The 22,525-nt window shown below is 67.0% G+C and carries 19 protein-coding genes; 15 read left to right on the top strand and 4 right to left on the bottom strand.

Annotation, left to right across the window (positions count from 1 at the left end; all coding sequences use genetic code 11):
• Positions 1-29: 29 nt before the first annotated feature.
• Positions 30-1,274, bottom strand: a complete 1,245-nt coding sequence (locus tag OHB12_RS14245; RefSeq protein ID WP_327121115.1) for an MFS transporter — start codon at positions 1,272-1,274, stop codon at positions 30-32.
• 350 nt (positions 1,275-1,624) lie between these two features.
• Between OHB12_RS14245 and OHB12_RS14240 the strand changes: the two genes are divergently transcribed.
• From OHB12_RS14240 to OHB12_RS14200, 9 genes are all read left to right on the top strand, one after another.
• On the top strand, positions 1,625-2,632 hold the full coding sequence (locus OHB12_RS14240) for a UDP-glucuronic acid decarboxylase family protein (RefSeq protein ID WP_327112394.1): 1,008 nt from the start codon (positions 1,625-1,627) through the stop codon (positions 2,630-2,632).
• 173 nt (positions 2,633-2,805) lie between these two features.
• A complete protein-coding gene (locus tag OHB12_RS14235; protein ID WP_327119733.1) occupies positions 2,806-4,476 on the top strand; it encodes a glycosyltransferase family 2 protein in 1,671 nt (556 codons plus the stop codon).
• A 2-nt stretch (positions 4,477-4,478) separates the two neighbouring features.
• On the top strand, positions 4,479-5,492 hold the full coding sequence (galE, locus tag OHB12_RS14230; RefSeq protein ID WP_327119731.1) for a UDP-glucose 4-epimerase GalE: 1,014 nt from the start codon (positions 4,479-4,481) through the stop codon (positions 5,490-5,492).
• 31 nt (positions 5,493-5,523) lie between these two features.
• Positions 5,524-6,837 carry a UDP-glucose dehydrogenase family protein gene (locus OHB12_RS14225; protein WP_327112398.1) on the top strand — a complete coding sequence of 438 codons (1,314 nt, stop codon included), beginning with the start codon at positions 5,524-5,526 and terminating at the stop codon, positions 6,835-6,837.
• Positions 6,838-7,104: 267 nt separating this feature from the next.
• Positions 7,105-7,968 (top strand): type I methionyl aminopeptidase, encoded by an 864-nt coding sequence (map, locus tag OHB12_RS14220; RefSeq protein ID WP_327119729.1) that lies wholly within the window; start codon positions 7,105-7,107, stop codon positions 7,966-7,968.
• A 157-nt stretch (positions 7,969-8,125) separates the two neighbouring features.
• On the top strand, positions 8,126-9,649 hold the full coding sequence (locus OHB12_RS14215) for a cobyric acid synthase (protein ID WP_327119727.1): 1,524 nt from the start codon (positions 8,126-8,128) through the stop codon (positions 9,647-9,649).
• A gap of 63 nt (positions 9,650-9,712) precedes the next feature.
• Positions 9,713-10,549, top strand: a complete 837-nt coding sequence (locus OHB12_RS14210; RefSeq protein WP_327119726.1) for a hypothetical protein — start codon at positions 9,713-9,715, stop codon at positions 10,547-10,549.
• Between the two features lie 59 nt (positions 10,550-10,608).
• Positions 10,609-10,776, top strand: a complete 168-nt coding sequence (locus OHB12_RS14205) for a hypothetical protein (RefSeq protein ID WP_327119724.1) — start codon at positions 10,609-10,611, stop codon at positions 10,774-10,776.
• A 148-nt stretch (positions 10,777-10,924) separates the two neighbouring features.
• Complete coding sequence (locus OHB12_RS14200; RefSeq protein ID WP_327119722.1) at positions 10,925-11,488, top strand: alpha/beta hydrolase; 564 nt, start codon at positions 10,925-10,927, stop codon at positions 11,486-11,488.
• On the opposite strand, the gene OHB12_RS14195 is transcribed toward OHB12_RS14200, so the two are convergent.
• Positions 11,468-12,541: an alpha/beta hydrolase gene (locus OHB12_RS14195; RefSeq protein WP_327119720.1), complete on the bottom strand. Its 1,074-nt coding sequence runs from the start codon at positions 12,539-12,541 to the stop codon at positions 11,468-11,470. The two genes, OHB12_RS14200 and OHB12_RS14195, sit on opposite strands and share 21 nt — an antisense overlap.
• 300 nt (positions 12,542-12,841) lie before the next feature.
• Here OHB12_RS14195 and mqo point away from each other — a divergent pair, with 300 nt between their 5' ends.
• The 6 genes from mqo (at position 12,842) to OHB12_RS14165 (ending at position 19,939) form a co-directional block, all read left to right on the top strand.
• Entirely contained in the window at positions 12,842-14,350 is a 1,509-nt protein-coding gene (gene mqo, locus OHB12_RS14190; RefSeq protein WP_327121114.1) for a malate dehydrogenase (quinone), read from the top strand.
• Positions 14,351-14,362: 12 nt separating this feature from the next.
• Positions 14,363-14,818 carry a GNAT family N-acetyltransferase gene (locus OHB12_RS14185; RefSeq protein WP_327119718.1) on the top strand — a complete coding sequence of 152 codons (456 nt, stop codon included), beginning with the start codon at positions 14,363-14,365 and terminating at the stop codon, positions 14,816-14,818.
• Between the two features lie 580 nt (positions 14,819-15,398).
• Positions 15,399-17,336 carry a magnesium chelatase subunit D family protein gene (locus OHB12_RS14180; protein ID WP_327121112.1) on the top strand — a complete coding sequence of 646 codons (1,938 nt, stop codon included), beginning with the start codon at positions 15,399-15,401 and terminating at the stop codon, positions 17,334-17,336.
• Between the two features lie 66 nt (positions 17,337-17,402).
• Positions 17,403-18,017 carry a cob(I)yrinic acid a,c-diamide adenosyltransferase gene (gene cobO, locus OHB12_RS14175; protein ID WP_327119716.1) on the top strand — a complete coding sequence of 205 codons (615 nt, stop codon included), beginning with the start codon at positions 17,403-17,405 and terminating at the stop codon, positions 18,015-18,017.
• 97 nt (positions 18,018-18,114) lie between these two features.
• A complete protein-coding gene (locus tag OHB12_RS14170; RefSeq protein ID WP_442800095.1) occupies positions 18,115-19,578 on the top strand; it encodes a cobyrinate a,c-diamide synthase in 1,464 nt (487 codons plus the stop codon).
• A complete protein-coding gene (locus tag OHB12_RS14165; RefSeq protein ID WP_327119712.1) occupies positions 19,559-19,939 on the top strand; it encodes a cobalamin biosynthesis protein in 381 nt (126 codons plus the stop codon). Before OHB12_RS14170 ends, OHB12_RS14165 begins: the two co-directional genes overlap by 20 nt.
• Positions 19,940-20,293: 354 nt before the next feature.
• Here the strand turns inward: OHB12_RS14165 and OHB12_RS14160 are convergent, their stop codons facing one another.
• Together OHB12_RS14160 and OHB12_RS14155 are read right to left on the bottom strand one after the other, a co-directional pair.
• Positions 20,294-21,391 carry a hypothetical protein gene (locus OHB12_RS14160; RefSeq protein WP_327119710.1) on the bottom strand — a complete coding sequence of 366 codons (1,098 nt, stop codon included), beginning with the start codon at positions 21,389-21,391 and terminating at the stop codon, positions 20,294-20,296.
• 2 nt (positions 21,392-21,393) lie between these two features.
• Positions 21,394-22,524 carry a phosphotransferase family protein gene (locus OHB12_RS14155; RefSeq protein ID WP_327119708.1) on the bottom strand — a complete coding sequence of 377 codons (1,131 nt, stop codon included), beginning with the start codon at positions 22,522-22,524 and terminating at the stop codon, positions 21,394-21,396.
• Position 22,525 lies beyond the last annotated feature (1 nt).

The raw sequence follows: 22,525 nt of genomic DNA, 5'->3' as shown, positions 1-22,525 counted from the left end.
CCGGGTGTGCGACGGAGCCGAGACCGTACTCACCTGGGCACTGTTGCCGTGAGCCGGTCGCGTCGCTCCAGGTGCTTCAGTTGTGCGACCGATAGGGCTGCGACGAGCAGGCAGAGGGGTATTAATCCGAATGCTGCGCGTATCCCGAGTTGATCGGCGAGGGCGCCGAGGAGGAAGGGTGCGGCCCCGAAGCCGAATGCGATGCCGTAGGAGTTGCGTGACATGGCGAGTTCGGGCTGCTGATTCGACGTTTTCATGGTGAGGGCTACGCCGAGCGGGAAGTGCAGCGAGATACCCAATCCGCAGCAGATGAGGCCGGCCATGGCGATTTCCGGGTCGGCGGTGGACCAGAACACTGCGAATCCGGCGGCCGCGATCGTCAGTGCGGCGAACATCAAGGGTGCGGTGGGGATCCGTGCCACTACCCATCCTCCCGCGAGTCTGCCGACCAGCATGCCGCCGAGTACCGCGGACACTCCGATGGCAGCCATGTCGGCGGCCATTCCGGTGTGTATTCGGAGTTGCTCGGGTGACCACAGCATCAGGCCCGCCTCGACGGAACCGGTGGCCAGCAGGCAAGTCCACGCCAGCCAGTATCGCCGTGGCAAGCCCTCGCTTTCGGAATGCTGTCGATCGGGAACGACGCGGATTTGGGCGGTCGAGTGTCGGTGGGTCAGCGCGGTTACCGCAGCGAGCACACAGGCGAAGACGATCGAAAGGCCCATCGCGGCGCGCCAGTCCAGTCCGGCGTCCACTGCGACGTTGATCAGCAATGGGGCGATGATCCCCATGCCGGCGCTGGCCGCGTTGGCTTCGCTGATCGCTGCTCCGGAAGTCGTTGCGTGGTGGTCGGAGAGTCCGGTGGAGACTCCGCTCAGCACGAGGATGCCGAAGCCCATAGCGATTGCGGCAGCGACAAGGGTGCCGACCACCGATGGCGTCAGGCAGAACATTGCCACGCCGGAGGCCAGTCCGCCGAGGGCGATCGACAGTACGACAGCCAGTGGCAACCGCCGCGTCAAGTGCGGGAACAGTGCGCCGCCGATCACCGCGCCGACCGCGAGCGCCGGTCCGTACAGGCCGGCGACGGTACGGCTCAAATCCGCCTCCTGCCGGAAGAGGAGTACGGAGGGACCGAATCCGAACTGGAAATATCCGAAGGCGCCTTGTTGTGCATAGTGCAGCCAGGTGACGCGATCGCGTACCAGGCGTGTCGTCGAGTGGCTTCGATCTATCGTCTCGGCATTTTCGAACTGGCCGGTCTGTAATTGCAATACGCTATCAAGTCCGACTGAATCGCCGCTCAATGAATTTCAACCTTCGTTCATTTACCCGCGAGCGTGGTGGGGCCCACTCGTCATCGCTGCTATTTCGGGGTCAGGTGCCATACTGGGCGCATGCACTGACAAAGAGAGATCGCGGCCATGTCTGTTGCCAGGTGGTAAAAGCGCAGGTTGATGCCTATGATTCGGCGTCCCCACGTCTCAAGTGCGGGGCAGGTACGGGTTGTACCTTCAAAATACCGTGGAGTTTGTTCTGCGTCTAGGCTTGGTCGAGGCTTATCCTTTTCGCATCTGTTTTGGTATTCGTCGAAAACTTACTATCCGATATCACCGAGGTGATAATGCGTGTTCTGGTAACGGGTGGCGCTGGGTTTATCGGCTCCCATCTATGTGTGTTACTCCTCGGTCGAGGTGATCAGGTTATATGTGTGGACGACCTGTCGACCGGCAGCAGATCCAATGTCGAGTATTTGCTCGGAAATCCTTCCTTCGAATTCTATGAGGCCGATGTCAGCGCCGGACTCGACGTCGGGGGCGAGGTTTCCGCGGTTGTGCATCTGGCCAGCCCGGCTTCCCCACCCGACTATCACCGGCTGCCACTCGAGACGCTAGCGGTCGGAAGCCGTGGAACGGAGAACGCACTGCGGCTGGCGCACCGACACGGGGCTCGCTTCGTGTTGGCATCGACCAGTGAGGTCTACGGTGACCCACTGGTGCATCCGCAGCGTGAAGAGTATTGGGGCAACGTCAATCCGATCGGCCCACGTAGCGTGTACGACGAAGCCAAACGGTTCGCCGAGGCGATTACCGCGGCCTACCGACGGACGCTGGGCGTGGATACCGGTGTGATTCGGATCTTCAATACTTACGGTCCTCGGATGCGTCCGCATGATGGTCGCGTGGTGACGAGCTTTATCACGCAGGCTCTGAATGGTGACCCGCTGACCATCTACGGCGACGGGAGTCAAACCCGAAGCTTCTGCTACGTCGATGATCTCATCCGCGGCATCGTCGCCATGATCGACTCGTCCGAGCCGGGCCCGGTCAACCTGGGCAACCCGAATGAACGTACCGTGGCCGAACTCGCCGAGCTGGTCTCGGCGATCACCGGCGCCCGCTCGCCCATCGAGTACCACCCGCTGCCGACCGACGACCCGACTCGACGTCGCCCGGATATCACCAAGGCGCTCACGACCCTCGGCTGGTCACCGCGAGTCGATATCGAGGACGGTTTGCGCCGCACGGTGGAGTGGTTCCGGTCCAGGCCGGAGGAGGTGGCCGCGGCCGCCGCCGCCGTTGCCGGCGGGCAATGCGACAACCTGTTGCCGGAATACCAGGAACAGCTGTGAACCCACTCGGTCCTACACAGTCACAGACCCGGGCTCACCGGGACTCCGGTGATCGAGACCGCACTGCGGCGATCCGACGACTGTCCGGCGGCAATGTCACCGAGATCTCTTCGCGTGGACCGATATTCGATCGTGGCACGAAACCGCAACGGACTTTCCATCCGAAGACCTTCGTGCCAGCGCTGCAGCTCCCGGAGCGCATCCTCGTCGCAGGCCTGACCATCGGTTGGCTCGCCGGTGTCCTGGCCTTCTGGTGGTGGTGGCTGCGGCCCGAAAACCGGGTGGGATGGATCGGGTTCCTCGTCGCCAGCACGGTACCGCTGTACCTGTCGTGGGAGCCGCTGTCCTATCTCGCCGCGGCGAACCGGCTGTGGCAAGTCGATCGGCGATTGCCGGTGCCCAAGCTTCGGGTTGCGTTTGTCGTCACCCGTGCACCGTCGGAACCATGGGACGTCGCGCGGACAACGCTGTCGTCGATGCTGGCGCAAGAGTTCCCGTACCCCTACGACGTGTGGCTGTGCGACGAGCAGCCGACCGCAGAGGTGGCCGATTGGTGTGCGGCGCACGGCGTCCAGGTTTCCAGTCGATTCGGTGTCGAGGAATACCACTGTGACGCCTGGCCCCGCCGCACTCGGGGCAAGGAGGGCAACCTCGCGTACTTCTACGATCGTGTCGGGTACGAGAATTATGACGTCGCAGTCCACGTCGACTGCGATCACGTGCCGGACTCGACCACGCTGGCCGAGATGGTCCGGCCGTTCGGCGATCCCGCCGTCGGTTATGTCGCGGCACCGAATAATTGCGATCGCAACGCGGCCAGTTCTTGGTCGGCTCGGGGACGGGTGCATCGCGAAGCGTACTTCCACGGTCCTGTTCAGCTGGGTCACAACCGTGGACTGGCGCCCATTCCCATCGGCTCTCTCTGGGCGCTCAGAACACAGTCCCTCGCTGAGATCGGTGGTATCGGTCCAGAGCTCCTGGAAGACTTCTCGACCGGTTTCCTGCTCGAATCAGCGGGTTGGCGCGGCGCCTTCGCCATTGCGGCCGGTACACACGGGAATGGGCCACTGACGTTTTCGGCGATGCTGGTCCAAGAATTTCAATGGACACGAAGCCTGACCATCCTGTTGTTGCGGGTGGTGCCGCTACATTTCGGCCGCCTCAGTTGGCGGTTGCGGTTGCGGTATCTGTACGCGATGCTTTTTCACTCCGCGTTGATCGTGGCCATCGGATGCGGCACAGCGGTCCTGGTGATCAGTGCCGTCACCGGGGTGGAGTGGTTCGCCGCCAACCCGGTTCTGGTGCTCCTGTACTGGGTGGCCAATTCGCTCTGGCTCGTCCTGGGCACTGCGGTGTTGCGGAGAGCCGGACTGCTCCGGCCGATCGATACACCGATCCTGAGCTGGGAGAACTGGCTGTATCGCCTGACCAGGTGGCCGTTCATCGCCCGGGGAGTGGGTGCGGCGGTCCGGCAACTGTTCCGGCCCGGCACGATCACGACCAAGGTGACTCCCAAAGAGGCAGGCGGGCTCGAGCCGCTTCCATTCAAACTGATCGCACCTTATGCCGCGCTCGGAATGACGTTGGCCGCTGCCGCGCTCATCGGCGAGTTGTCCGGTGCGACGGCAAGTTACGTCTTCCTCTGTCTGTTGGGTGCGGTGGTCTACGTCGTGGTGACGTTCGCCGTGTGTCTGCTGCACGCTGCGGAAACAGCCAAGGCGGCTCGGGTGATTTTTCGCCGTGCCCTCGAGAAGGTGGCTGCCCCGTTGCTTGTCGCTGTACTCGCAATTCTTCCCGCCGCTGCGGCGATGGCCCTGGTTGTGCTTCGCAAAGTGAGTGAATAGAAATGGTAATTCTGGTCACCGGCGGAGCCGGATTTATCGGCAGCCACACCTGCGTGGAATTGCTTCAGAACGGCTATGAGGTCGTGGTGGTCGACAACCATTCCAACAGTTCACCCGGAGCGTTGGACGAGGTCCAGAAACTAGCGGGACTACCACTCACGGCCTACCAGGTCGATCTGCGTGACCGCAAGGCCCTTGCCGAGGTATTCGATGCCCACCCGATCGACGCGGTCGTCCACTTTGCCGCGAAGAAGGCCGTTGGCGAATCTATCCAGATCCCCCTGGACTATTTCGACATCAATATCGGCGGCACTACCAGCCTCCTGCGCGCCATGCACGAGCATGGCGTATACCAGCTCGTTTTCTCGTCGTCGTGTTCCATCTACGGGGACTCGCAGAAGGTCCCGATGGCTGAGGAAGCGCCAGCCGGGCCGACCAATCCCTACGCGCTGTCGAAATGGACATGTGAACAGCTGCTGGCGGAAACCTGCTCCCGTTACCCGCAATTCACCGTCGTCTCGTTGCGATACTTCAACCCGATGGGCGCGCATCCGAGCGGGAGGATCGGGGAGGACCCGCGCGGGGTGCCCCACAACGTCATGCCCTACCTCACCCAGGTCGCGGTAGGGCGGTTGGAACGGTTGTCGGTCTTCGGCGGCGACTACCCGACTCCCGACGGCAGTGCGATTCGTGACTACATCCACGTGATGGATGTGGCGGACGGCCACCGGCTGGCCGTGGAACACCTCGGCGAAGAGCCGGGAATGCGGGTGTTCAACCTGGGCACCGGAGCGGGTGTCTCGGTTCTGGAACTTGTCGAAGCCTTCAGTGCGGCCTGCGGCAAGGAGATCCCTTATCAGGTCGTGGATCGCCGCCCAGGTGACGTGGCGCGTCTCATCGCCGACTCGAGCCGGGTCGAGCGGGAGTGGGGTTGGCGAACCACCCGAAATCTGGCCGCTATGTGCGATGACGCGTGGCGGTTCCAACGGCTCAACCCCAACGGCTACGACGGGTGAACACCCCGATCGTTCCATTCAGGAGAACGACATGCGGATTACTGTGATCGGAACAGGATATCTGGGAGCGGTCCATGCCGCCTGCATGGCCGACATCGGTCATGAAGTACTCGGTGTCGACCTCGATGCCGGCAAGATCGAAGTGCTTGCCGCGGGCCGAGCGCCATTCTTCGAACCCGGCCTTTCCGAGGTGCTGGAGCGCAACGTCAGCTCCGGCAAGCTGCGATTCACGACATCGCTGGTCGAAGCCGCCGAGTTCGGCGACGTCCATTTCGTTTGCGTCGGTACTCCGCAGGAGCGGGGCTCATACGCCGCGGACCTGCGGCATGTGCACGCCGTGATCGACGGGTTGGCGCCCCATCTGGACCGGGAGACCTTGATTGTCGGCAAGTCCACCGTGCCGGTCGGGACCGCGGCCGCGCTGGCGATCCGGGTGGCTCGGCTCGCACCCGCCGAGGTCGAGGTGGCCTGGAACCCGGAATTCCTTCGGGAAGGTTTCGCGGTGCAGGACACACTGAGGCCGGACCGACTGGTAGTCGGCGTCCAATCGGCTGAGGCCGACGCGATCCTGCGTTCGGTTTACGCGCCGATACTGGAACAGGGGATCCCGTACATCTCGACGGATCTGGCCACCGCGGAGTTGGTCAAGGTCTCGGCGAATGCCTTTCTGGCGACGAAGATTTCGTTCATCAATGCGATCGCCGATGTGTGTGAGGCAGCCGGTGCGGATGTGGTCACGCTCGCCGATGCGATCGGTCATGACGACCGCATCGGACGCCGATTCCTGTCCGCGGGACTCGGTTTCGGCGGTGGCTGCTTGCCGAAGGATATCCGTGCATTCACCGCCCGCGCCAAAGAGCTGGGCGTCGGTGAGTCATTGGGTTTCCTGAAAGAGGTCGACGAGATCAACATGCGGCGCCGGGAACACGTGGTCGAGGTGGCTCGGCAGCTGGTCGGTGGCTCGTTCCTCGGGTGCAACGTCGCGGTGCTGGGTGCTGCGTTCAAACCGGACAGCGACGATGTCCGGGATTCTCCGGCGCTCAACGTGGCGGCCGCGATCCAGCTGCGCGGCGGCCGGGTCCGAGTGCACGACCCCGAAGCACTCGACAACGCGCGCGCGGTGTTTCCTGGGCTCGACTACGCCCGCGAGGTGGCCAAGGCGTGTGAGCATGCCGACATCGTGCTCCATCTGACCGAGTGGAAGGAATACCGGGAACTGGATCCGGCGGAACTCGCCAAGACCGTAAGCCACCCACGCATTCTCGACGGGCGCAACGTGCTGTCGCTGGATTCCTGGCGCGCTGCCGGCTGGACGATCCGCGGACTCGGGCGGGCCGCCGCCTGACCCGCCGCTGCACGTGTTCGGTACCGGAGTCGGGGCGGTGCCGGAGCCCAAGACGGCCTTGCCGATCGCTGCGCCGCGGCAAGGCTGTCCTGGCTGCGACTATCGGGGTCTATCGGCGCTCAGCTCACGTCGGACGTTCTGGAGACGCAGCTTCGCGCCTGTTTCCTGAGTTGTTTCGATGTCGACCGACACCTAAACGGACCGCGGTCCGACGCTATTCCGGCTGGCTCTCGGCATCGGCTCGGTCGTCCCATTACGCTGTTCGCTATGTCTGTCCGCACCCGCAAGCCGCTCGTCCCCGGCACGCAGTCGCCCACCCGCGATGTTCCCCGCACCATCGAACGGCCGGAATACGCGTGGAAGAAAACCGCCAACGAGGGGCATGAGCCCTGGGTGCAGACCGCGGAGACGATCGAGAAGATGCGGATCGCGGGCAAGATCGCCGCACAAGCGCTGGAAGAGGCGGGTAAGGCGGTCGCGCCCGGCGTCACCACCGACGAGCTGGACCGGATCGCGCACGAGTACATGTGCGACCACGGGGCGTATCCGTCGACCCTGGGCTACAAGGGGTTTCCGAAGTCCTGCTGCACCTCGCTGAACGAGGTGATCTGCCACGGTATCCCGGATTCCACCGTGATCGAGGACGGCGACATCGTCAACATCGACGTCACCGCCTACATCGACGGCGTGCACGGCGACACCAACAAGACCTATCTCGCCGGCGACGTCGACGAGGAGGTGCGCCTGCTCGTCGAGCGGACCGAGGAGGCCACCAAGCGGGCCATCAAGGCAGTTCGCCCCGGCCGGGCGCTCAACGTGATCGGCCGGGTGATCGAGTCCTACGCCAACCGCTTCGGTTACGGCGTGGTACGCGACTTCACCGGTCACGGCGTCGGCCCCACCTTTCACAGCGGCCTGGTCGTCCTGCACTACGACCAGCCGGCAGTGGAGTCGATCATCGAACCCGGCATGACGTTCACCATCGAGCCGATGATCAACCTCGGCGGCATCGACTACGAGATCTGGAACGACGGCTGGACCGTAGTCACCAAGGACCGCAAGTGGACCGCGCAGTTCGAGCACACCCTGGTCGTCACCGAGTCGGGGGCCGAGATTCTGACCCTGCCGTGAACTGCCGCCTGGCCGGACGTGCGTCGCTGGGCGGAGGTCGGATCGCGACCGGGGCCGTCCGGGCGACGCGCGGGAGCTGCCCTCTTCTGCCGCGGGTTCCGGTCAGCTGGGATGCGTCCTCTCCTTTCGGCTCCGCGTTCGAGATCGGCCTGCCGCGATGAAGGGCGCGCTCCTGGTCGCGGGCACGACCTCCGACGCGGGCAAGAGCGTGCTCGTGGCCGGGATCTGCCGGATGCTGGCGCGGCGCGGCGTGCGCGTGGCACCGTTCAAGGCGCAGAACATGTCCAACAACTCCGTGGTCACGCTGGACGGCGGGGAGATCGGGCGTGCGCAGGCGTTGCAGGCGCGGGCGTGCGGGCTGGAACCGAGCGTGCGGTTCAATCCCGTCCTGCTCAAGCCGGGCAGCGACCGGCGCTCACAGCTGGTGGTGCGTGGCACGGCGGTCGGTACCGTCGGCGCGGGCGACTACTTCCGGCACCGGCGGGAGCTGCGCACTGTCGTCGCCGCCGAACTCGCCGCGCTGCGCGCGGAATTCGACGTGGTGATCTGTGAGGGCGCCGGATCGCCCGCCGAGATCAATCTGCGGGCCACCGATCTGGCGAACATGGGTCTGGCGCGGGCCGCCGAGTTGCCAGTGCTGCTCGTCGGCGACATCGACCGCGGCGGCGTGCTCGCGCACCTGTTCGGCACCGTCGCCATCCTGGAACCGGAAGACCAGCAGTTGATCTCGGGGTTCGTCGTCAACAAGTTCCGCGGCGACGTCGAGCTGCTGCGGCCGGGTCTGGACCGCCTCACCGAGCTCACCGGCCGTCCTACTCTCGGGGTGCTCCCCTACGCCGAGGACCTCTGGATCGACGCGGAGGACTCGCTCGGCACCGTCGCCGACGCACCGGTCGGCCGCCCGCGTCCGCCGGTGGGCGCCGAGTGGCTGACCGTCGCGGCGGTCCGGCTGCCGCGCATCTCCAACTCCACCGACGTCGAGGCGCTGGCCTGCGAGCCGGGCGTCGCGGTGCGCTGGGCGACCGAGCCGTCCCGGCTGGCAGGCGCCGACCTGGTGGTTGTGCCGGGCAGCAAGGCGACGGTGTCGGACCTGGAGTGGTTACGGCGCACCGGTATCGCCGACGCGCTGCGGGCGCGGGCGGCTGCGGGCGCACCGATATTCGGCATCTGCGGTGGGTACCAGATGCTCGGGACCCGCATCGTGGACCGGGTCGAGTCCGGCGCGGGTGCGGTCGAGGGGCTCGGGCTGCTCGACCTGGCCGTCGAGTTCGCCGAGTCCAAAGTGCTGCGCCGCAGTGAGGGGCATGGCGCGGGAATTCCGCTGCGGGGCTACGAGATTCATCACGGCCGCGTCGTCCACCGCGGCGACCCGGCGTGGCTGACCGTCAATGGCGAGACGGAGGGCAGCGTGCGTGGCGCGGTGTGGGGCACCCACCTGCACGGCCTGCTCGAGTCGGACCGGTTTCGCCGTAGTTGGCTGCGCACGGTCGCGTCGGCCGCAGGGCGCACGGGTTTCGTTGTCGCCGAGGATGTCTCGGTCTCCGCAGTGCGCGATGCCCAGCTCGATCTGCTGGCCGACCTGGTCGAAGATCACCTCGACCTCGCGCGGTTCGAACGTCTCCTCGCCGACGGGGTGCCCCCGGATCTGCCCACCCTGGTCACCGAGTCCGCTCGAGCTTGACTTTTGGTGTGCCAAGAGCGCGGATGGGTAGGTTGGTGACCCCCCTGACGAAGGAGATGCACCGTGCTTGCCCGCCCCAGCGTTCTGTTTGTGACCGATCTCGCCTACCAGGCATCGGGGCGGCGCTACTGCGACGAGGACATCTTCCTTACCTCCCGACTCCGCGAGGACTTCGACATCGCCCTGTGCCACCCGCGGAATGTCGATGCACTGATGGACTCCTTCGACGCGGTCGTGGTCCGCAACAGCGGTCCCGTGCTGCACTACCAGAAGGAGTACGACACCTTCCGGAAACAGGCCGCGGTGCGCGGCACGAGGGTCTACAACCCGCTGTCCGGCCGAGGCGACATGGCAGGCAAGCAGTATCTGTTGGACCTGACCGCCGCCGGGTACCCGGTCATCCCCACGATCGACCTGCCCCAGAACCTGGGCCGCCTGCCCGCGACCGGCCAATACGCGGTCAAGCCGAAGGCGGGAGCGGACTCCATCGGTCTGACCTTCGTGCCACGGAACCAGTTGGACAACCTCACCTACGGCGACATCCTGGTCCAGCCGCGCATCGACTTCCGCTACGAGGTGTCGTTCTACTACGTCGACGCCACCTTCCATTACGCCCTCCACGCCCCCGACCCCAACCGGCGCTGGGTCCTCGACCACTACGAGCCCACCGACGCCGACCTCGGCTTCGCCCGCCGTTTCATCGAATGGAATACCCTCGACCACGGCATCCAGCGCGTAGACGCCTGCCGCACCCGTGACGGTGAACTGCTCCTGGTCGAGCTGGAGGACCTCAACCCTTACCTCTCCCTGGACAGTGTCACCGACCGGATTCGCGACACCTTCGTCACCAGCATGACGGCCTCCCTCCATCGGTCTCTGGACACTTCGCCAGGCGCCTGAAACAGAATGCCGCCCACAGCCCGCGCAGGCGTCACCAGGCGCCAGCAGGCTACGTCACGATGATTGTGCTCACCGAGATCCACTGGGTGCTGCGCTGCGGCTGCCAGCGGGACCCCGAGGCGGTCATCGACGTGCTGCGCGGTCTGCTCGACTCCACTGAGATCGTGCTCGAGCGCGCCGACACCGTGCGCCAGGCCGCCGACGCGCGGATTTCGCCGATGCGCTGATCCAGCAGCTCAATCAGGAGGCGGGATGTGACAGGACCGTCACCGTCGATCACGACGCAGGTGAGCGGGCAGGAATGCGATTGCTCGCCTGAATCGACTGCGCTCGACACACCTCCTTGTCGCGGTGATCCGTGTAGCGTGATCGGGCATGAAATCTCGGCAGATCACGGTCGGTGACCGGGCTTGGACCGTGCGAATCGACGGGCCGGAGTCTCGGCACAGCGTGCTGCTGCTGCCCGATGCGGGTGATGCGGCGGACGTCTACGACCCTGTGTGCGCCCGCCTGCACACCTCGGATCTGCGCACGTTCGTGCTGGAGTCGATCGAGGGCTTGGACGCGGCGGACATGACCGCGATCCTGGACGAACTCGGGCTGCCCTGGGTGAACGTCGCCGGGCGCGGCGCGGGCGCCGCTCTGGCCTGGCAGGTGTGCGCGGGCGGCTTCGGCCGGTTCCAGAGCCTGGTCGTCGCCGACCGCGGCCACCCCGCTGTTCCCGGCGCCGACGGCACGGTACTCGACGCGAAAACTCGTCCGGTGGAGGTGCCGACGACCCTGCTGGTCACCAAGAACCTGCCCCGCTCGGTGGCCGACACATCCGGGCGGTTCGTCTACGGCGAGTTCCGGGTGGTCGAGGTCGATGTGACCAACGTGGCGACCGAAGCCGACCACGAGCTGGCCACCGAGATCGTGCTACGCACAAGCCTCTGGTGAGCTCTCGCCGCCGCTGACCCGGTAGGCCTCCAGCCAGTCCAGCCAGCTGTCGAGTTCGGCGAACGCACTGGCCAGCGGCTCGGGGCCGGACAGGAACACGTCGTGCTTGGCGCCGTCGATCGGCACCATGTTGGTGCGGTCGCCGAGGCAGCCCGACCAGCGCTGGATCTGCCTGACGTCCAGCACCGCGTCGGCTACGTCCACAGCGGGACCGTACTCCCTGGCGAACTTGGTCATCCTGGAGCGCAGGATCAGCGACGGCACCCCGATATCGAGGCCGCCGTGCAGCCGCGCCTGGCCGTTGCGGATCGCGCGCAGCCAGCCGAGCCGAATGGGGAAGCCCTGCAACGGTTTCCAGTCCAAGTTGTAGTCCCACTCGCCAGCCACCGACCGGTGCAGGCTGTCGCCGTAGGTGCTGACCTGGCCGCCGCCCGGCAGCTCGACCATCCTCCGGAACCGTCCGAGCCCCTTGATGATCGGCGTTCCGATGGTCCGGTAGTAGGACGGGCCCTGCAGGTCGAACCACGGGCTGTTGAGCACCAGTCCGGTGATCCCCGCGGCGGCCGTCCCACGCGTGCGGTTCAGCCGATCCAGCCACAGCGGAACGATCAAACCGCCGGTGGAGTGCGCGTTGAGCACCACAGGAGCGCCGGTCTCCGCTTGGACGATCCGCAGCGACTCGTCCAGTTCCCGGTCGTAGAAAGCGAGATCCGTCACATAATGCGGCGTGTGCCCCTCGCGCAGCGATCGGCCGCACTTGCGCAGATCGAGCGCGTAGAACTGGAAACCGCGCGCGGCGAAGTGCTCAGCGAGATGCTCCTGAAAGAAGTAGTCGGTGAATCCGTGAACGTAGAGCACCGCGCCCGCGGTCTGCTTGACGCTCCCGTTCGGCACGTAGCGCACCAGTGTGGCCACCAGGTCGCCTTCACCGTCGGGATCGGTGCCCAGCGGCAGCGTGCGCTGCTCGTAATGCGGGCCCAGGACATCGGGGCGCCAGCCCCCGCCATCCGGAGAGGTGCTGACCGGCTCGGCAAGCGACTGTTCGTTCGTCACCCGACCAATCTATTTGACGGTGCTCCGGCCCGACAGGGCCTGGTCCTTTCCCTGCCATCGAAGTGACGACGATCGCTGTCGCATTCCGCACATTCCGCAGGCTGGTTGTGGGCGATGCACGTGGTGAGGTGCACAATTGGGCTTAGGTGAACGGTGGGTAACCTGACCCCCGCCATCTGTTCGGGAAAGGCGGACGCCGGACCCGGGCCACAAAAACACACCGTGCCCAGGCAGGTCCACCCGCCCGGTGGGCCCGCGCAGAAGGACAAGGAAGTCGATCTACTCGTGCCGAACGCTGCCATGACTGAAAAGACCGATGTAGTACTCATCGGTGCCGGCATCATGAGTGCCACTCTCGGCGCGCTGCTGCGGCAGCTGCGGCCGGACTGGTCGATCTCCCTGTTCGAGCGGCTCGACGCCGCCGCGGCAGAGAGCAGCGACCCGTGGAACAACGCGGGCACCGGGCACTCCGCACTGTGTGAGCTGAATTACAGCCCGCAGAACGCCGACGGCTCGGTGGACATCAGCAAGGCCATCGACATCAACGAGCGATTCCAGGTCTCGCGCCAGTTCTGGTCCTATGGCGTGGAGAACGGCATTCTCGGCGATCCGTCCCACTTCATCAACCCGATCCCGCACGTCAGCTTCGTGCACGGCGCCGAAAACGTCCAGTACCTGCGCAAACGGTACGAGGCATTGGTGCAGCACCCGCTTTTCGAGGGCATGGAGTACATCGACAGTCCAGAGGAGTTCACTCGGCGTCTGCCGCTGATGGCCCGCGGCAGGGACTTCTCCGATCCGATCGCGCTGAACTGGACCGACCGCGGCACCGACATCGACTTCGGTTCGCTCACCCAGGAACTGCTCGCCTACCTCGGCGCCACCGGCGCCGACCTGGCCTTCGGCCACGAGGTGCGCAATCTGTCCAAACAGTCCGACGGCTCCTGGCTGGTCAAGGTGCGCAACCTGCGCACCAGCGACACCCGCACGTTGGTCAGCAAATTCGTGTTCGTCGGCGCGGGCGGCGGTGCGCTCCCGCTGCTGCAGAAGGCAGGCATCGACGAGGCCAAGGGATTCGGCGGCTTCCCGGTCAGCGGCCAGTTCCTCCGTTGCGTCAACCCGGCGCTGATCCGACGGCACGAGGCCAAGGTGTACGGCAAGGCCGCCGTCGGCGCGCCGCCTATGTCGGTGCCGCACTTGGACACTCGCGTAATCAAGGGCAAGCCCGGCCTGCTGTTCGGTCCGTACGCGGGCTGGACCCCGAAATTCCTCAAAGACGGCAAGAACACCGACCTGCTCAAGTCGGTGAAGCCGAACAACATCTTCTCGCTGCTCGGTGTCGGCGTTACCGAGCTGGGCTTGACCAAATACCTGGTCAGCGAGCTGATGAAGTCCGAGGCAGGCAAGGTGGACACCTTGTCGGAGTTCATCCCGCGCGCGGAAGCGAAGGACTGGGAGCTGATCACCGCGGGCCAGCGCGTCCAGGTGATCCGCCGCAAGGGCGCGGGTGGCGTACTCGAATTCGGCACCGCCGTGATCGCCGCCGAGGACGGCACCATCGCCGGACTGCTCGGCGCCTCACCGGGCGCCTCGACCTGTGTCACCGCCATGCTCGACGTGCTGCAGCGCTGCTTCCCGCAGGAATACGTCGAGTGGACGCCGAAGCTGAAGGAAATGGTCCCCTCGCTGGGCATTCAGCTGTCGGACAACCCGGCCCTGTTCCAAGAAGTGTGGGAGTGGACCACCAAGGCGCTGAACCTCACGAACACGCCGAAGCACGCAGGGGTCGCGGCGAACGCCGAGGTGTGATAGCAAGGCGCGATGATGTCAACGGTTGCTCTCAAACGGTCATGGGCGCAGGATCTCGACACCGCCACGCTCTACCAGCTGTTGAAACTTCGCGTCGAAGTTTTTGTCGTCGAGCAGAAGTGTGCTTACCCGGAGCTGGACGGGAAAGATCTGCTTCCCGAAACCCGGCACTTCTGGCTCGACGACGAGGGCGAGGTCATCGCGACCCTGCGCCTGTGCGAGGAGCACGAGGATGGGGTGAAGAGCTTCCGCATCAGCAGGCTCTGTACCGCCGTGCCCGCACGCGGCCACGGCTACACCACGCGGCTGCTGCAGGCGGCGCTGGCCGAGGTCGGCTCGGCGACGGTACGGCTGAACGCGCAGAGCTACCTGCGCGACCTGTACAGCAAGCACGGCTTCAAGGTCGACGGCGACGAATTCGACGACGACGGCATCCCCCACTTGCCCATGCGCAAGGGCTCTGTCTGATTTGCAGCGCCTGCGGCGCTGTCTGATTTGCAGCGCCTGCGGCGCTGCGTGTTCGCGGCCCCCTCTCGGCTCGCGTCCGAGTGGGCGAGACTCGCGCCTTCGGCGCATGCGCTTCGCCCACTCGGACGCGAGCCGGGCCGCGAACGTCGCTCGTAAGACTCGCTCCCGTCGGGGTCGAGAGGCGTGGGACGGCGGTGTTGTTGGTCGGCCACAGGTTGGCGGGTAGCGGGGTCGGTTTTTTCGCGGCGGCTGTGGTGGCGTGTTCGCGGCTCGCTTGTTGGCTCGTGTTCGAGTGGGCGAGACTCGCGCCTTCGGCGCATGCGCTTCGCCCACTCGGACGCGAGCCGGGCCGCGAGCGTCGCTCGTAAGACTCGCTCCCGACGGGGTTGAGAGGCGTGGAGGGATGGTTTGTAGCTCGGCATGACTCGAGTCGGGTTGTGTCGGGTGGCGAGGTCGTGGCTGCGGGGCGAATCGCTCGGTTCGGGGGCGGATGGAGGGTGCCGGTCGGTGGCTGTCGGGGCGTGCCTAGAGTTGGGGCGTGTCCGTGTTCCATGTCGAAACCGCGTCGACGTCCGACCAGCTGAGCCGAGTTCGTCCGGCTTCGGACGGTGAGGCCGGGTTCCCGTTCTCGGCCGTCGTCGGACAGAAGCGGCTGCAGCTGGCGTTGATCCTGTGCGCGGTGCATCCCGGTATCGGCGGTGTGCTGGTGCGCGGCGAGAAGGGCACCGCCAAGTCGACCGTGGTGCGCGCGCTGGCCCAGCTGCTGCCGCCGGTCGTGGACGAGACCGGGGCACGGCCCGCTCGGCTGGTGGAGCTGCCGGTCGGCGCGACAGAGGACCGTGTGGTCGGCTCACTGGACCTGGAGCGGGTGCTGCGCGACGGGGAGCAGGCGTTCCGTCCGGGCCTGCTGGCCGCCGCGCATCACGGCGTGCTCTACGTGGACGAGGTCAATCTGCTGCACGACCACCTGGTGGACGTCCTGCTGGACGCGGCGGCGATGGGACGGGTGCACATCGAACGCGACGGCATCTCGCACTCGCATCCGGCGCGGTTCGTCCTGGTCGGCACCATGAACCCGGAGGAGGGAGAGCTGCGTCCGCAGCTGCTGGACCGGTTCGGGCTGACCGTGGACGTGGCCGCATCGCGGGACGTGGACATCCGCATGGCGGTGGTGCGCCGCCGACTGGACTACGAGGCGGACCCGGCCGGGTTCGCGGCGCGGTACGCCGGGGCCGACCGGGAGGTAGCCGAGAAGATTCTCGCGGCCCGCGATCGGATCAGCCAGGTCGTGCTCGACGACGTGGAGCTGCGCAGGATCGCCGCGCTGTGCGCCGCGTTCGACGTCGACGGAATGCGGGCCGACCTCGTGGTCGCCCGGACCGCGACAGCGCACGCGGCGTGGCGTGGCGGCGCTGCGGTGACCGAAGCCGATGTGCGCGTCGCCGCCGAGCTGGCGCTGCCGCATCGGCGCAGGCGCGATCCGTTCGACGAGCCTGGCATCAGCGACGAGCAGTTGGACGACGCTATGCGCGATGCCGCGGCCGAGGCACAGTCGCCCGCGCAGACCGGCGAATCCGAGCTCACCCCGCCGTCGAACGAGGAACCGGGGGAACGCGGGCCCTCCGACGACCCCGAGGATCCTTCCCCGCCGGACGGTCCCGGTGGCGGCAAGGCGCCGGAAGGGCACAGCGGCGCACCGGTTTCCGCCGCGGCGACGCCGCCGCGCTGGGAAGTGTCCGGGGTGGGCGAGGGCGCGCCCGGTCGCCGCTCCCGGGCCGAATCGCGGCACGGGCGGGTCGTGCGTTCCAGTGCCGACACCTCCTCCGGCCTGCACCTGCTCGGCACCGTGTTCGCCGCCGCGCCGCACCAGCGCGCCCGTGGGCGCGGCGAGGGACCGCTGAAGCTTGCCTCCGATGATCTGCGCGGCGCATATCGCGAAGGCCGGGAAGGCAATCTGGTCGTGTTCGTGGTCGACGCGTCCGGTTCGATGGCCGCTCGGGACCGGCTGTCCGCCGTCACCGGCGCGGTGGTCGCGCTCCTGCGCGATGCCTACCAGCGTCGCGACAAGGTGGCCGTCATCACCCTGCGCGGCACCGAAGCCGAACTCGTCTTGCCGCCGACCTCTTCGGTCGACATCGCGGTGCGTCGCTTGTCCGGTATGCGCACCGGCGGGAAGACGCCGGTCGCGGCGGGTCTGCTGAAGGCGCGCGACGTCGTGCGCCGCGAGCGCGTTCGCGACCCGCGCCGCAGGCCGATGCTCGTGTTGCTGACCGATGGTCGCGCCACCGGCGGCGTCGATCCGGTCGGGCGCGGACGCGCCGCCGCGAGACTGCTCGCCGCGGACGCGGTCACCTCGATCGTGGTCGACTGCGAACGCGGCATGATCCGCCTCGGCCTCGCGGCAGACCTCGCCCGCGACCTGCGCGGCGGATATCTGAGGCTGGCCGAGCTGACCGGAGATTCGGTCGCCGACATCGTCCGCGCAGGCTCGGGGCGTGTGTCGGTGCGGGCCGCCTGAGCAGCGGAGTTGGCTATCGGATCGAAGTCGGGTTCATGATGGGCCGAGGAGTAGCAAGGAGATTCGATGCCCAAGGGTGTTCCGGAAACCGTGCCCGCCGACGGGCTGACCACGCGACAGCGACGCAATCAGCCGGTGCTCGCGGTGCACACCGGGCCTGGCAAGGGTAAGTCGACGGCCGCGTTCGGGATGGCGCTACGGGCCTGGAACCAAGGCTTCGACGTCGCGGTATTCCAATTCGTGAAGAGCGCCAAATGGAAGGTGGGGGAGGAGGCGGCCTTCCGCGCTCTCGGCAAGCTGCACGAGGAAACCGGCGCGGGCGGGGCAGTCGAGTGGCACAAGATGGGGGAAGGCTGGTCGTGGGCCCGCAAACAGGGCACCGAGGAGGACCACGCTGCGGCCGCACTCGCGGGCTGGCAGGAAATAGCCCGGCGGCTGAAGGCCGAGCAGCACCGCTTCTACGTCCTGGATGAATTCACCTACCCCCTGCGGTGGGGCTGGGTAGATGTCGCCGAAGTGGTCGACGCTCTCCGAACCCGTCCCGGCAACCAACACGTTGTCATCACAGGCCGCGACGCCCCCCGGTCCCTCCTCGAAGCCGCCGATCTGGTCACCGAAATGACCAAGATCAAACACCCCATGGACGTCGGTCGCAAAGGCCAGAGAGGCATCGAATGGTAATTCCCACCCCATCGAGTGGCACCGGGCTGCGGCGAATCGCGAGGAGCCTTCGCCATGGTGTGCCACTCGCCGCGGAGGGGTGGTCGGGGTGAGGGCTGTGGTGGTCGCGGCTCCTGCTTCGGGGAGCGGGAAGACCACGGTGGCTACTGGTTTGGTGGGGGCGTTGCGGCGCGTGGGGCATCGGGTGGCGCCGTTCAAAGTGGGGCCGGATTACATCGATCCGGGGTATCACGGGTTGGCGGCGGAGCGGCCGGGACGAAATCTGGATCCGGTGTTGGTGGGGGCGGAACGTGTTGTGCCGCTCTATCGGCATGGGGCACAGGGGTGCGATCTCGCGGTCGTCGAGGGCGTGATGGGGTTGTTCGACGGGCGGATCGACCCGAATCACTCCGGGCCGGTGGCAGAGGGGTCGACGGCGCAGGTCGCGAGCCTGCTCGGTGCGCCGGTGGTGCTGGTGGTGGATGCTCGCGGTCACAGTCAGAGCCTGGCCGCGCTGCTGCACGGGTTCGCCACCTTCGACAGCGGGGTCCGGCTCGGCGGGGTGATTCTGAACCGGGTCGGCAGCGCGCGGCACGACCAAGTGCTGCGCGCGGCGTGCGATCGGGTCGGTCTGCCGGTGCTCGGGTCGCTGCCGCGCATGGCCGAATTGGAAGTCCCCTCCAGACATCTGGGGCTGATTCCCGCGGTGGAACACGGCGCCGCAGCGGTGGCGGCGGTCGCTGCGATGACGGAACTCGTTGCCGCCCATGTGGATTTGCCCGCGGTTGCGGCGCTGGCCCGCTCGTCGATCACCGGCCCGGCATGGGACCCTGCGGCCGTCGTGTGCGGTCTCGACGGTTACCAGGCATCCGTCGGTACCGACCTCGATGGCGCCGGTGGTGCCGAGGCATCCGCCGGGAACGCCCACGACGCGGTCGCCGCCCTCGGCCGCGCGGGCCCACTGATCGCCATCGCGGGTGGGGCGGCATTCACCTTCGGGTACGCGGAGCATCGGGAGTTGTTGGTGGCGGCAGGCGCGCAGGTGGTCGTGTTCGATCCGCTTCGAGACGAATTGCCTACCGGCACCGCCGGGCTGGTACTGCCGGGTGGATTTCCGGAGGAGCATGCCGCGGAGCTGGCCGCCAATACCCGACTGTTGGGGGCGGTGGCCGAGGCGGCTCGGCGGGGGATGCCGGTGCACGCCGAATGCGCTGGGCTGCTCTACCTGACCGCTTCGCTCGACGGGCACCCGATGGCAGGCGTGATAGCCGCCGACGCCGAGTTCGGATCGCGCCTGACCCTCGGTTACCGAGATGCCGTGGCGCTGGCCGACTCCCCGCTGTGGCGGGCCGGGGAACGGGTGCGCGGGCACGAGTTCCATCGGACCCGCCTGGTTTCGGCGCCGTCGGCGGCCTCGGCGTGGGGCTGGCACGGCGCCGACGGCGAGCGCATCCGTGAGGGTGCGCTGGTCCGGCATGTGCACGCCTCCTACCTGCATACCCATCCCGCCGGAAATCCCGAAGCCGTAGCTCGTTTCGTTACCGCCGCGACGGAATTCGCGAGTGCTCGTGCCGTCTGCTGAACTGGTGGTCGGCATCGGACTTCGGCCGCGGACTTCGGCCGATCGCATCCGTGCCGCGCTCCGAGAAACAGTGGGTGACGATGTGATCGGATGCCTGGCTACGCTCGAGCAACGCGCGGCGGACCCCGGCCTGCGTACCGTAGCCGCTGAGCTGGGTGTGCCGGTCAGGTCCTACTCCGCCGCCGACCTGGCCATGATCGACGTCCCCAATCCCGCGAGCCGGACACTGGAGGCGGTCGCGACGGCAAGCGTCGCCGAGGCCGCCGCGGTCCTCGCCGCCGACGGCGGGCCGCTGGTGGTGCGCAAGCGGGTGGTGCAGGGTGTGGTGATCGCGGCGGCGCGCCTCGGTCACCCGAGGTAGGACGGCTCTGCCTGCGCTCGGCCGATCGGATACGCCTGCCGGCCCCGACCGAGCCGACCTGGTCCCGGCAGCGCCGCCGACTCGCTTCGGCCGCGGCGCACACCGCCTCCGATCGAGACGACGTGCCAGCTCGATGGGGCCGGCGGCTGGACTGTTGAGGTTGCCGATCCGCGCGTCCGATACGACGTACCTCGCGCTGTACGAGGCCCGACGCGTGACCAGCGTCATGCCAGGGTGCTCCTGTGACCCGGTGTCGGTAGAACGCGATCGGCACGGTGCCGGCTGAGCGGGCAGCCTCCCGAAAGCCGAGCCGGGCACCGTGGTCGGGCGGACCGACTACATCGGCGCATCGACCTACGGTGCGACCGAGCCCCAGTCGGTGAAGCCGGTGGGATCGTGGCGGCCGATGCTGGCGTGTTCGAACAGGCCCCAGCCTTCGGCGTCGCCGCAGCGGGCGTGCGCGACGTGGTCGATCACGCCGTACGGGGTGCGGGCGATGATGGACGGGTCGGTGAGGTCGTATCGGCTGGAGGAGGCCCAGTCGCGGCCCTTCCACTGGCCGTGCTGCCAGTCGGGGTCACCGCCGTAGCCGCAGCCGACGTGCAGCGGGACACCGGTGCCCGGCGTGATCTCGATCTCCAGCGGCTTGCCGTCCTGTGTGGTCATGGCCAGCCGCGCCGCGACGGGAAGCCTTGTCCCGGAACGATAGTCGATCGTTATCCGCGGCCAGCCGAGTTGCTCGGTCCGTCCGTCCGGCCAGATCCGCGTCGCGTCGTTCAGTGTGCGCCTGCCATCCGGTTCCTCCTGCACGATGACCACCACGGCGAACTTCTCGAACCGCAGCGGCACATACAACCACCAGAAACCACCGGACGGCTCGGTGGCCGCGCGTCCGGGCGGCTCCGTCTCGCCGACCGGACGGATGCCCCACGAGCGGTCCCTGGTCCCGGTCCATACCGCCGGGTCGACCGCTATGTCGTCGCCGTCCACGTGCAGCGTTCCGGCCCACGAGCCGGTCTGCGCGAACCGGGACGCGTCGATGATCGGCCGGTTGCCGGTGAGCATGACGTGCGGCTGTTCCTGCACGGCGGGAAAGGCGCCGGTCCAGGTGAGGTCGAAGCCCAGGTCGTCGTGCTCGCACACCACCCGGATGTGTTGCAGCGGCTCGAGCACCTCGACGCGGTAGCCGCCCACGCATTGGTCCAGGCTGCGTGCGCCGAGCGCGTCGGAGAACCGCACCGCCCGCAGCGTGTCACCGCGGCGGACGGCGGCGTAGGCGTCGATCACCCCCAGATTGGGGTACACTCCGAGGCCGGTGATCAGCAGCGTGCCGCCGTCGCGGTCGTGGGCGTTGAAGTAGGCGCGGTCGTAGAAGTTCCGGTCGCTGCTGGCCACCCGGGCCAGCGACAGCGGAGTCTGGTGGATCGGGTATTCGTCCAACGGCACAGGCATGGTCAGTCCCATTCGTAGGTTCCGTCGAGCAGCGCTTCCAGGCTGGTTCGGTGCATCACGTAATCGTCGCGGTCAGGGGTATCGGTGTCCTCGCCGAAGTGGATCATCCTGCGCTTCACTCTGGCCATGACGATCGCGTGCCGCAGCGCGGCGTAGACGAGGTAGAAGTCGAGGTCGCGCACCATATACCCGGTGATCTCCTGATATTTCGCCACCACGTCGTCGCGGCGCAGGAAGTCGGGGAGACCGGGCTGTTCGAAGCGGGTGGCGAGGTCCTGGAAGAACCGGTGGATGAAGATCACCCAGCCCAAGTCGAGTTCGCGCGGCCCGAGCGCGGCCATCTCCCAGTCCAGCACCGCCAGCGGGTCGAACTGCTGGTAGATGATGTTGCCGGGCCGCGCGTCACCCCAGCTGAGCACGTCTGGTCCTGGCTCGGCGGGCCAGTGCTCCGCCAGCCATGCGAAAGCCCGCTCGATGAGCGGGATCTCGAAGCCGTCGTCCGCGAGCGCCCACCGGTACCAGGCTTTTTGCGCGGCGACGTGCCGGTGCAGCGACTGGCCCGGCCCGGTCAGCATCGGGAAACGCGTCGCGGGATCAGGGATGTCGTGGATCTTCGCGATCACTTCGACGGTGTTGTGGGTGAGCCGGAGGCGCTCTGCGGGGCTCGCCTCGAACAGCCAGCCGATGAACACGTACGGCGGGTTGTCCGTCGGTATTCGCCCTTCGACCCGGCGCATCACGAAAAACAGTGCGCCGAGCGGCTTTTCGTCGTTCTCCAGCCAGCACAGTTCGGGCACCGGCACGTCGGTGGTGGCGGCGACGCCCGCCATCACCCGGTACTGGGTCGCCAAATCGTATGTCTCGAACACGGGGAACGATCCGGCTTCGGGCGCCATCCGCGCGACGAACGACCCGCTCTCCCGGCGACCGCCGACGCTCCACTCGGCGTCGAACAGGATCGACGTGCTGGACATGCCACCAGACTGCGGGCGCGACAGCTCCGAGATCCGCGGCGGACGGTCGGCGGACACCTTCGAATCGAGCCAGCGCGCCAAGTCCTCTGCGAGCGTGTCGAGATCGTGCTCGCTGACGGTCAGTTGCTGTCGCTGTGCCGGATCAGGATCGTCGGTCATC

Source organism: Nocardia sp. NBC_01730 (genome assembly GCF_035920445.1).
In the GTDB taxonomy this organism is placed as follows: Bacteria; Actinomycetota; Actinomycetes; order Mycobacteriales; family Mycobacteriaceae; genus Nocardia.
The sequence above is the reverse complement of the archived record's forward strand: the minus strand, read 5'-3'. Positions and strand labels throughout refer to the sequence as shown.

Coding starts and splice junctions, on each gene's coding strand:
- OHB12_RS14185 (WP_327119718.1), top strand. CDS start 14,363: ATGATGTCAACGGTTGCTCTCAAACGGTCATGGGCGCAGGATCTCGAC.
- cobO (WP_327119716.1), top strand. CDS start 17,403: ATGCCCAAGGGTGTTCCGGAAACCGTGCCCGCCGACGGGCTGACCACG.
- galE (WP_327119731.1), top strand. CDS start 4,479: ATGGTAATTCTGGTCACCGGCGGAGCCGGATTTATCGGCAGCCACACC.
- OHB12_RS14160 (WP_327119710.1), bottom strand. CDS start 21,391: ATGCCTGTGCCGTTGGACGAATACCCGATCCACCAGACTCCGCTGTCG.
- mqo (WP_327121114.1), top strand. CDS start 12,842: ATGACTGAAAAGACCGATGTAGTACTCATCGGTGCCGGCATCATGAGT.
- OHB12_RS14155 (WP_327119708.1), bottom strand. CDS start 22,524: ATGACCGACGATCCTGATCCGGCACAGCGACAGCAACTGACCGTCAGC.
- OHB12_RS14215 (WP_327119727.1), top strand. CDS start 8,126: ATGAAGGGCGCGCTCCTGGTCGCGGGCACGACCTCCGACGCGGGCAAG.
- OHB12_RS14240 (WP_327112394.1), top strand. CDS start 1,625: ATGCGTGTTCTGGTAACGGGTGGCGCTGGGTTTATCGGCTCCCATCTA.
- map (WP_327119729.1), top strand. CDS start 7,105: ATGTCTGTCCGCACCCGCAAGCCGCTCGTCCCCGGCACGCAGTCGCCC.
- OHB12_RS14200 (WP_327119722.1), top strand. CDS start 10,925: ATGAAATCTCGGCAGATCACGGTCGGTGACCGGGCTTGGACCGTGCGA.
- OHB12_RS14225 (WP_327112398.1), top strand. CDS start 5,524: ATGCGGATTACTGTGATCGGAACAGGATATCTGGGAGCGGTCCATGCC.
- OHB12_RS14205 (WP_327119724.1), top strand. CDS start 10,609: ATGATTGTGCTCACCGAGATCCACTGGGTGCTGCGCTGCGGCTGCCAG.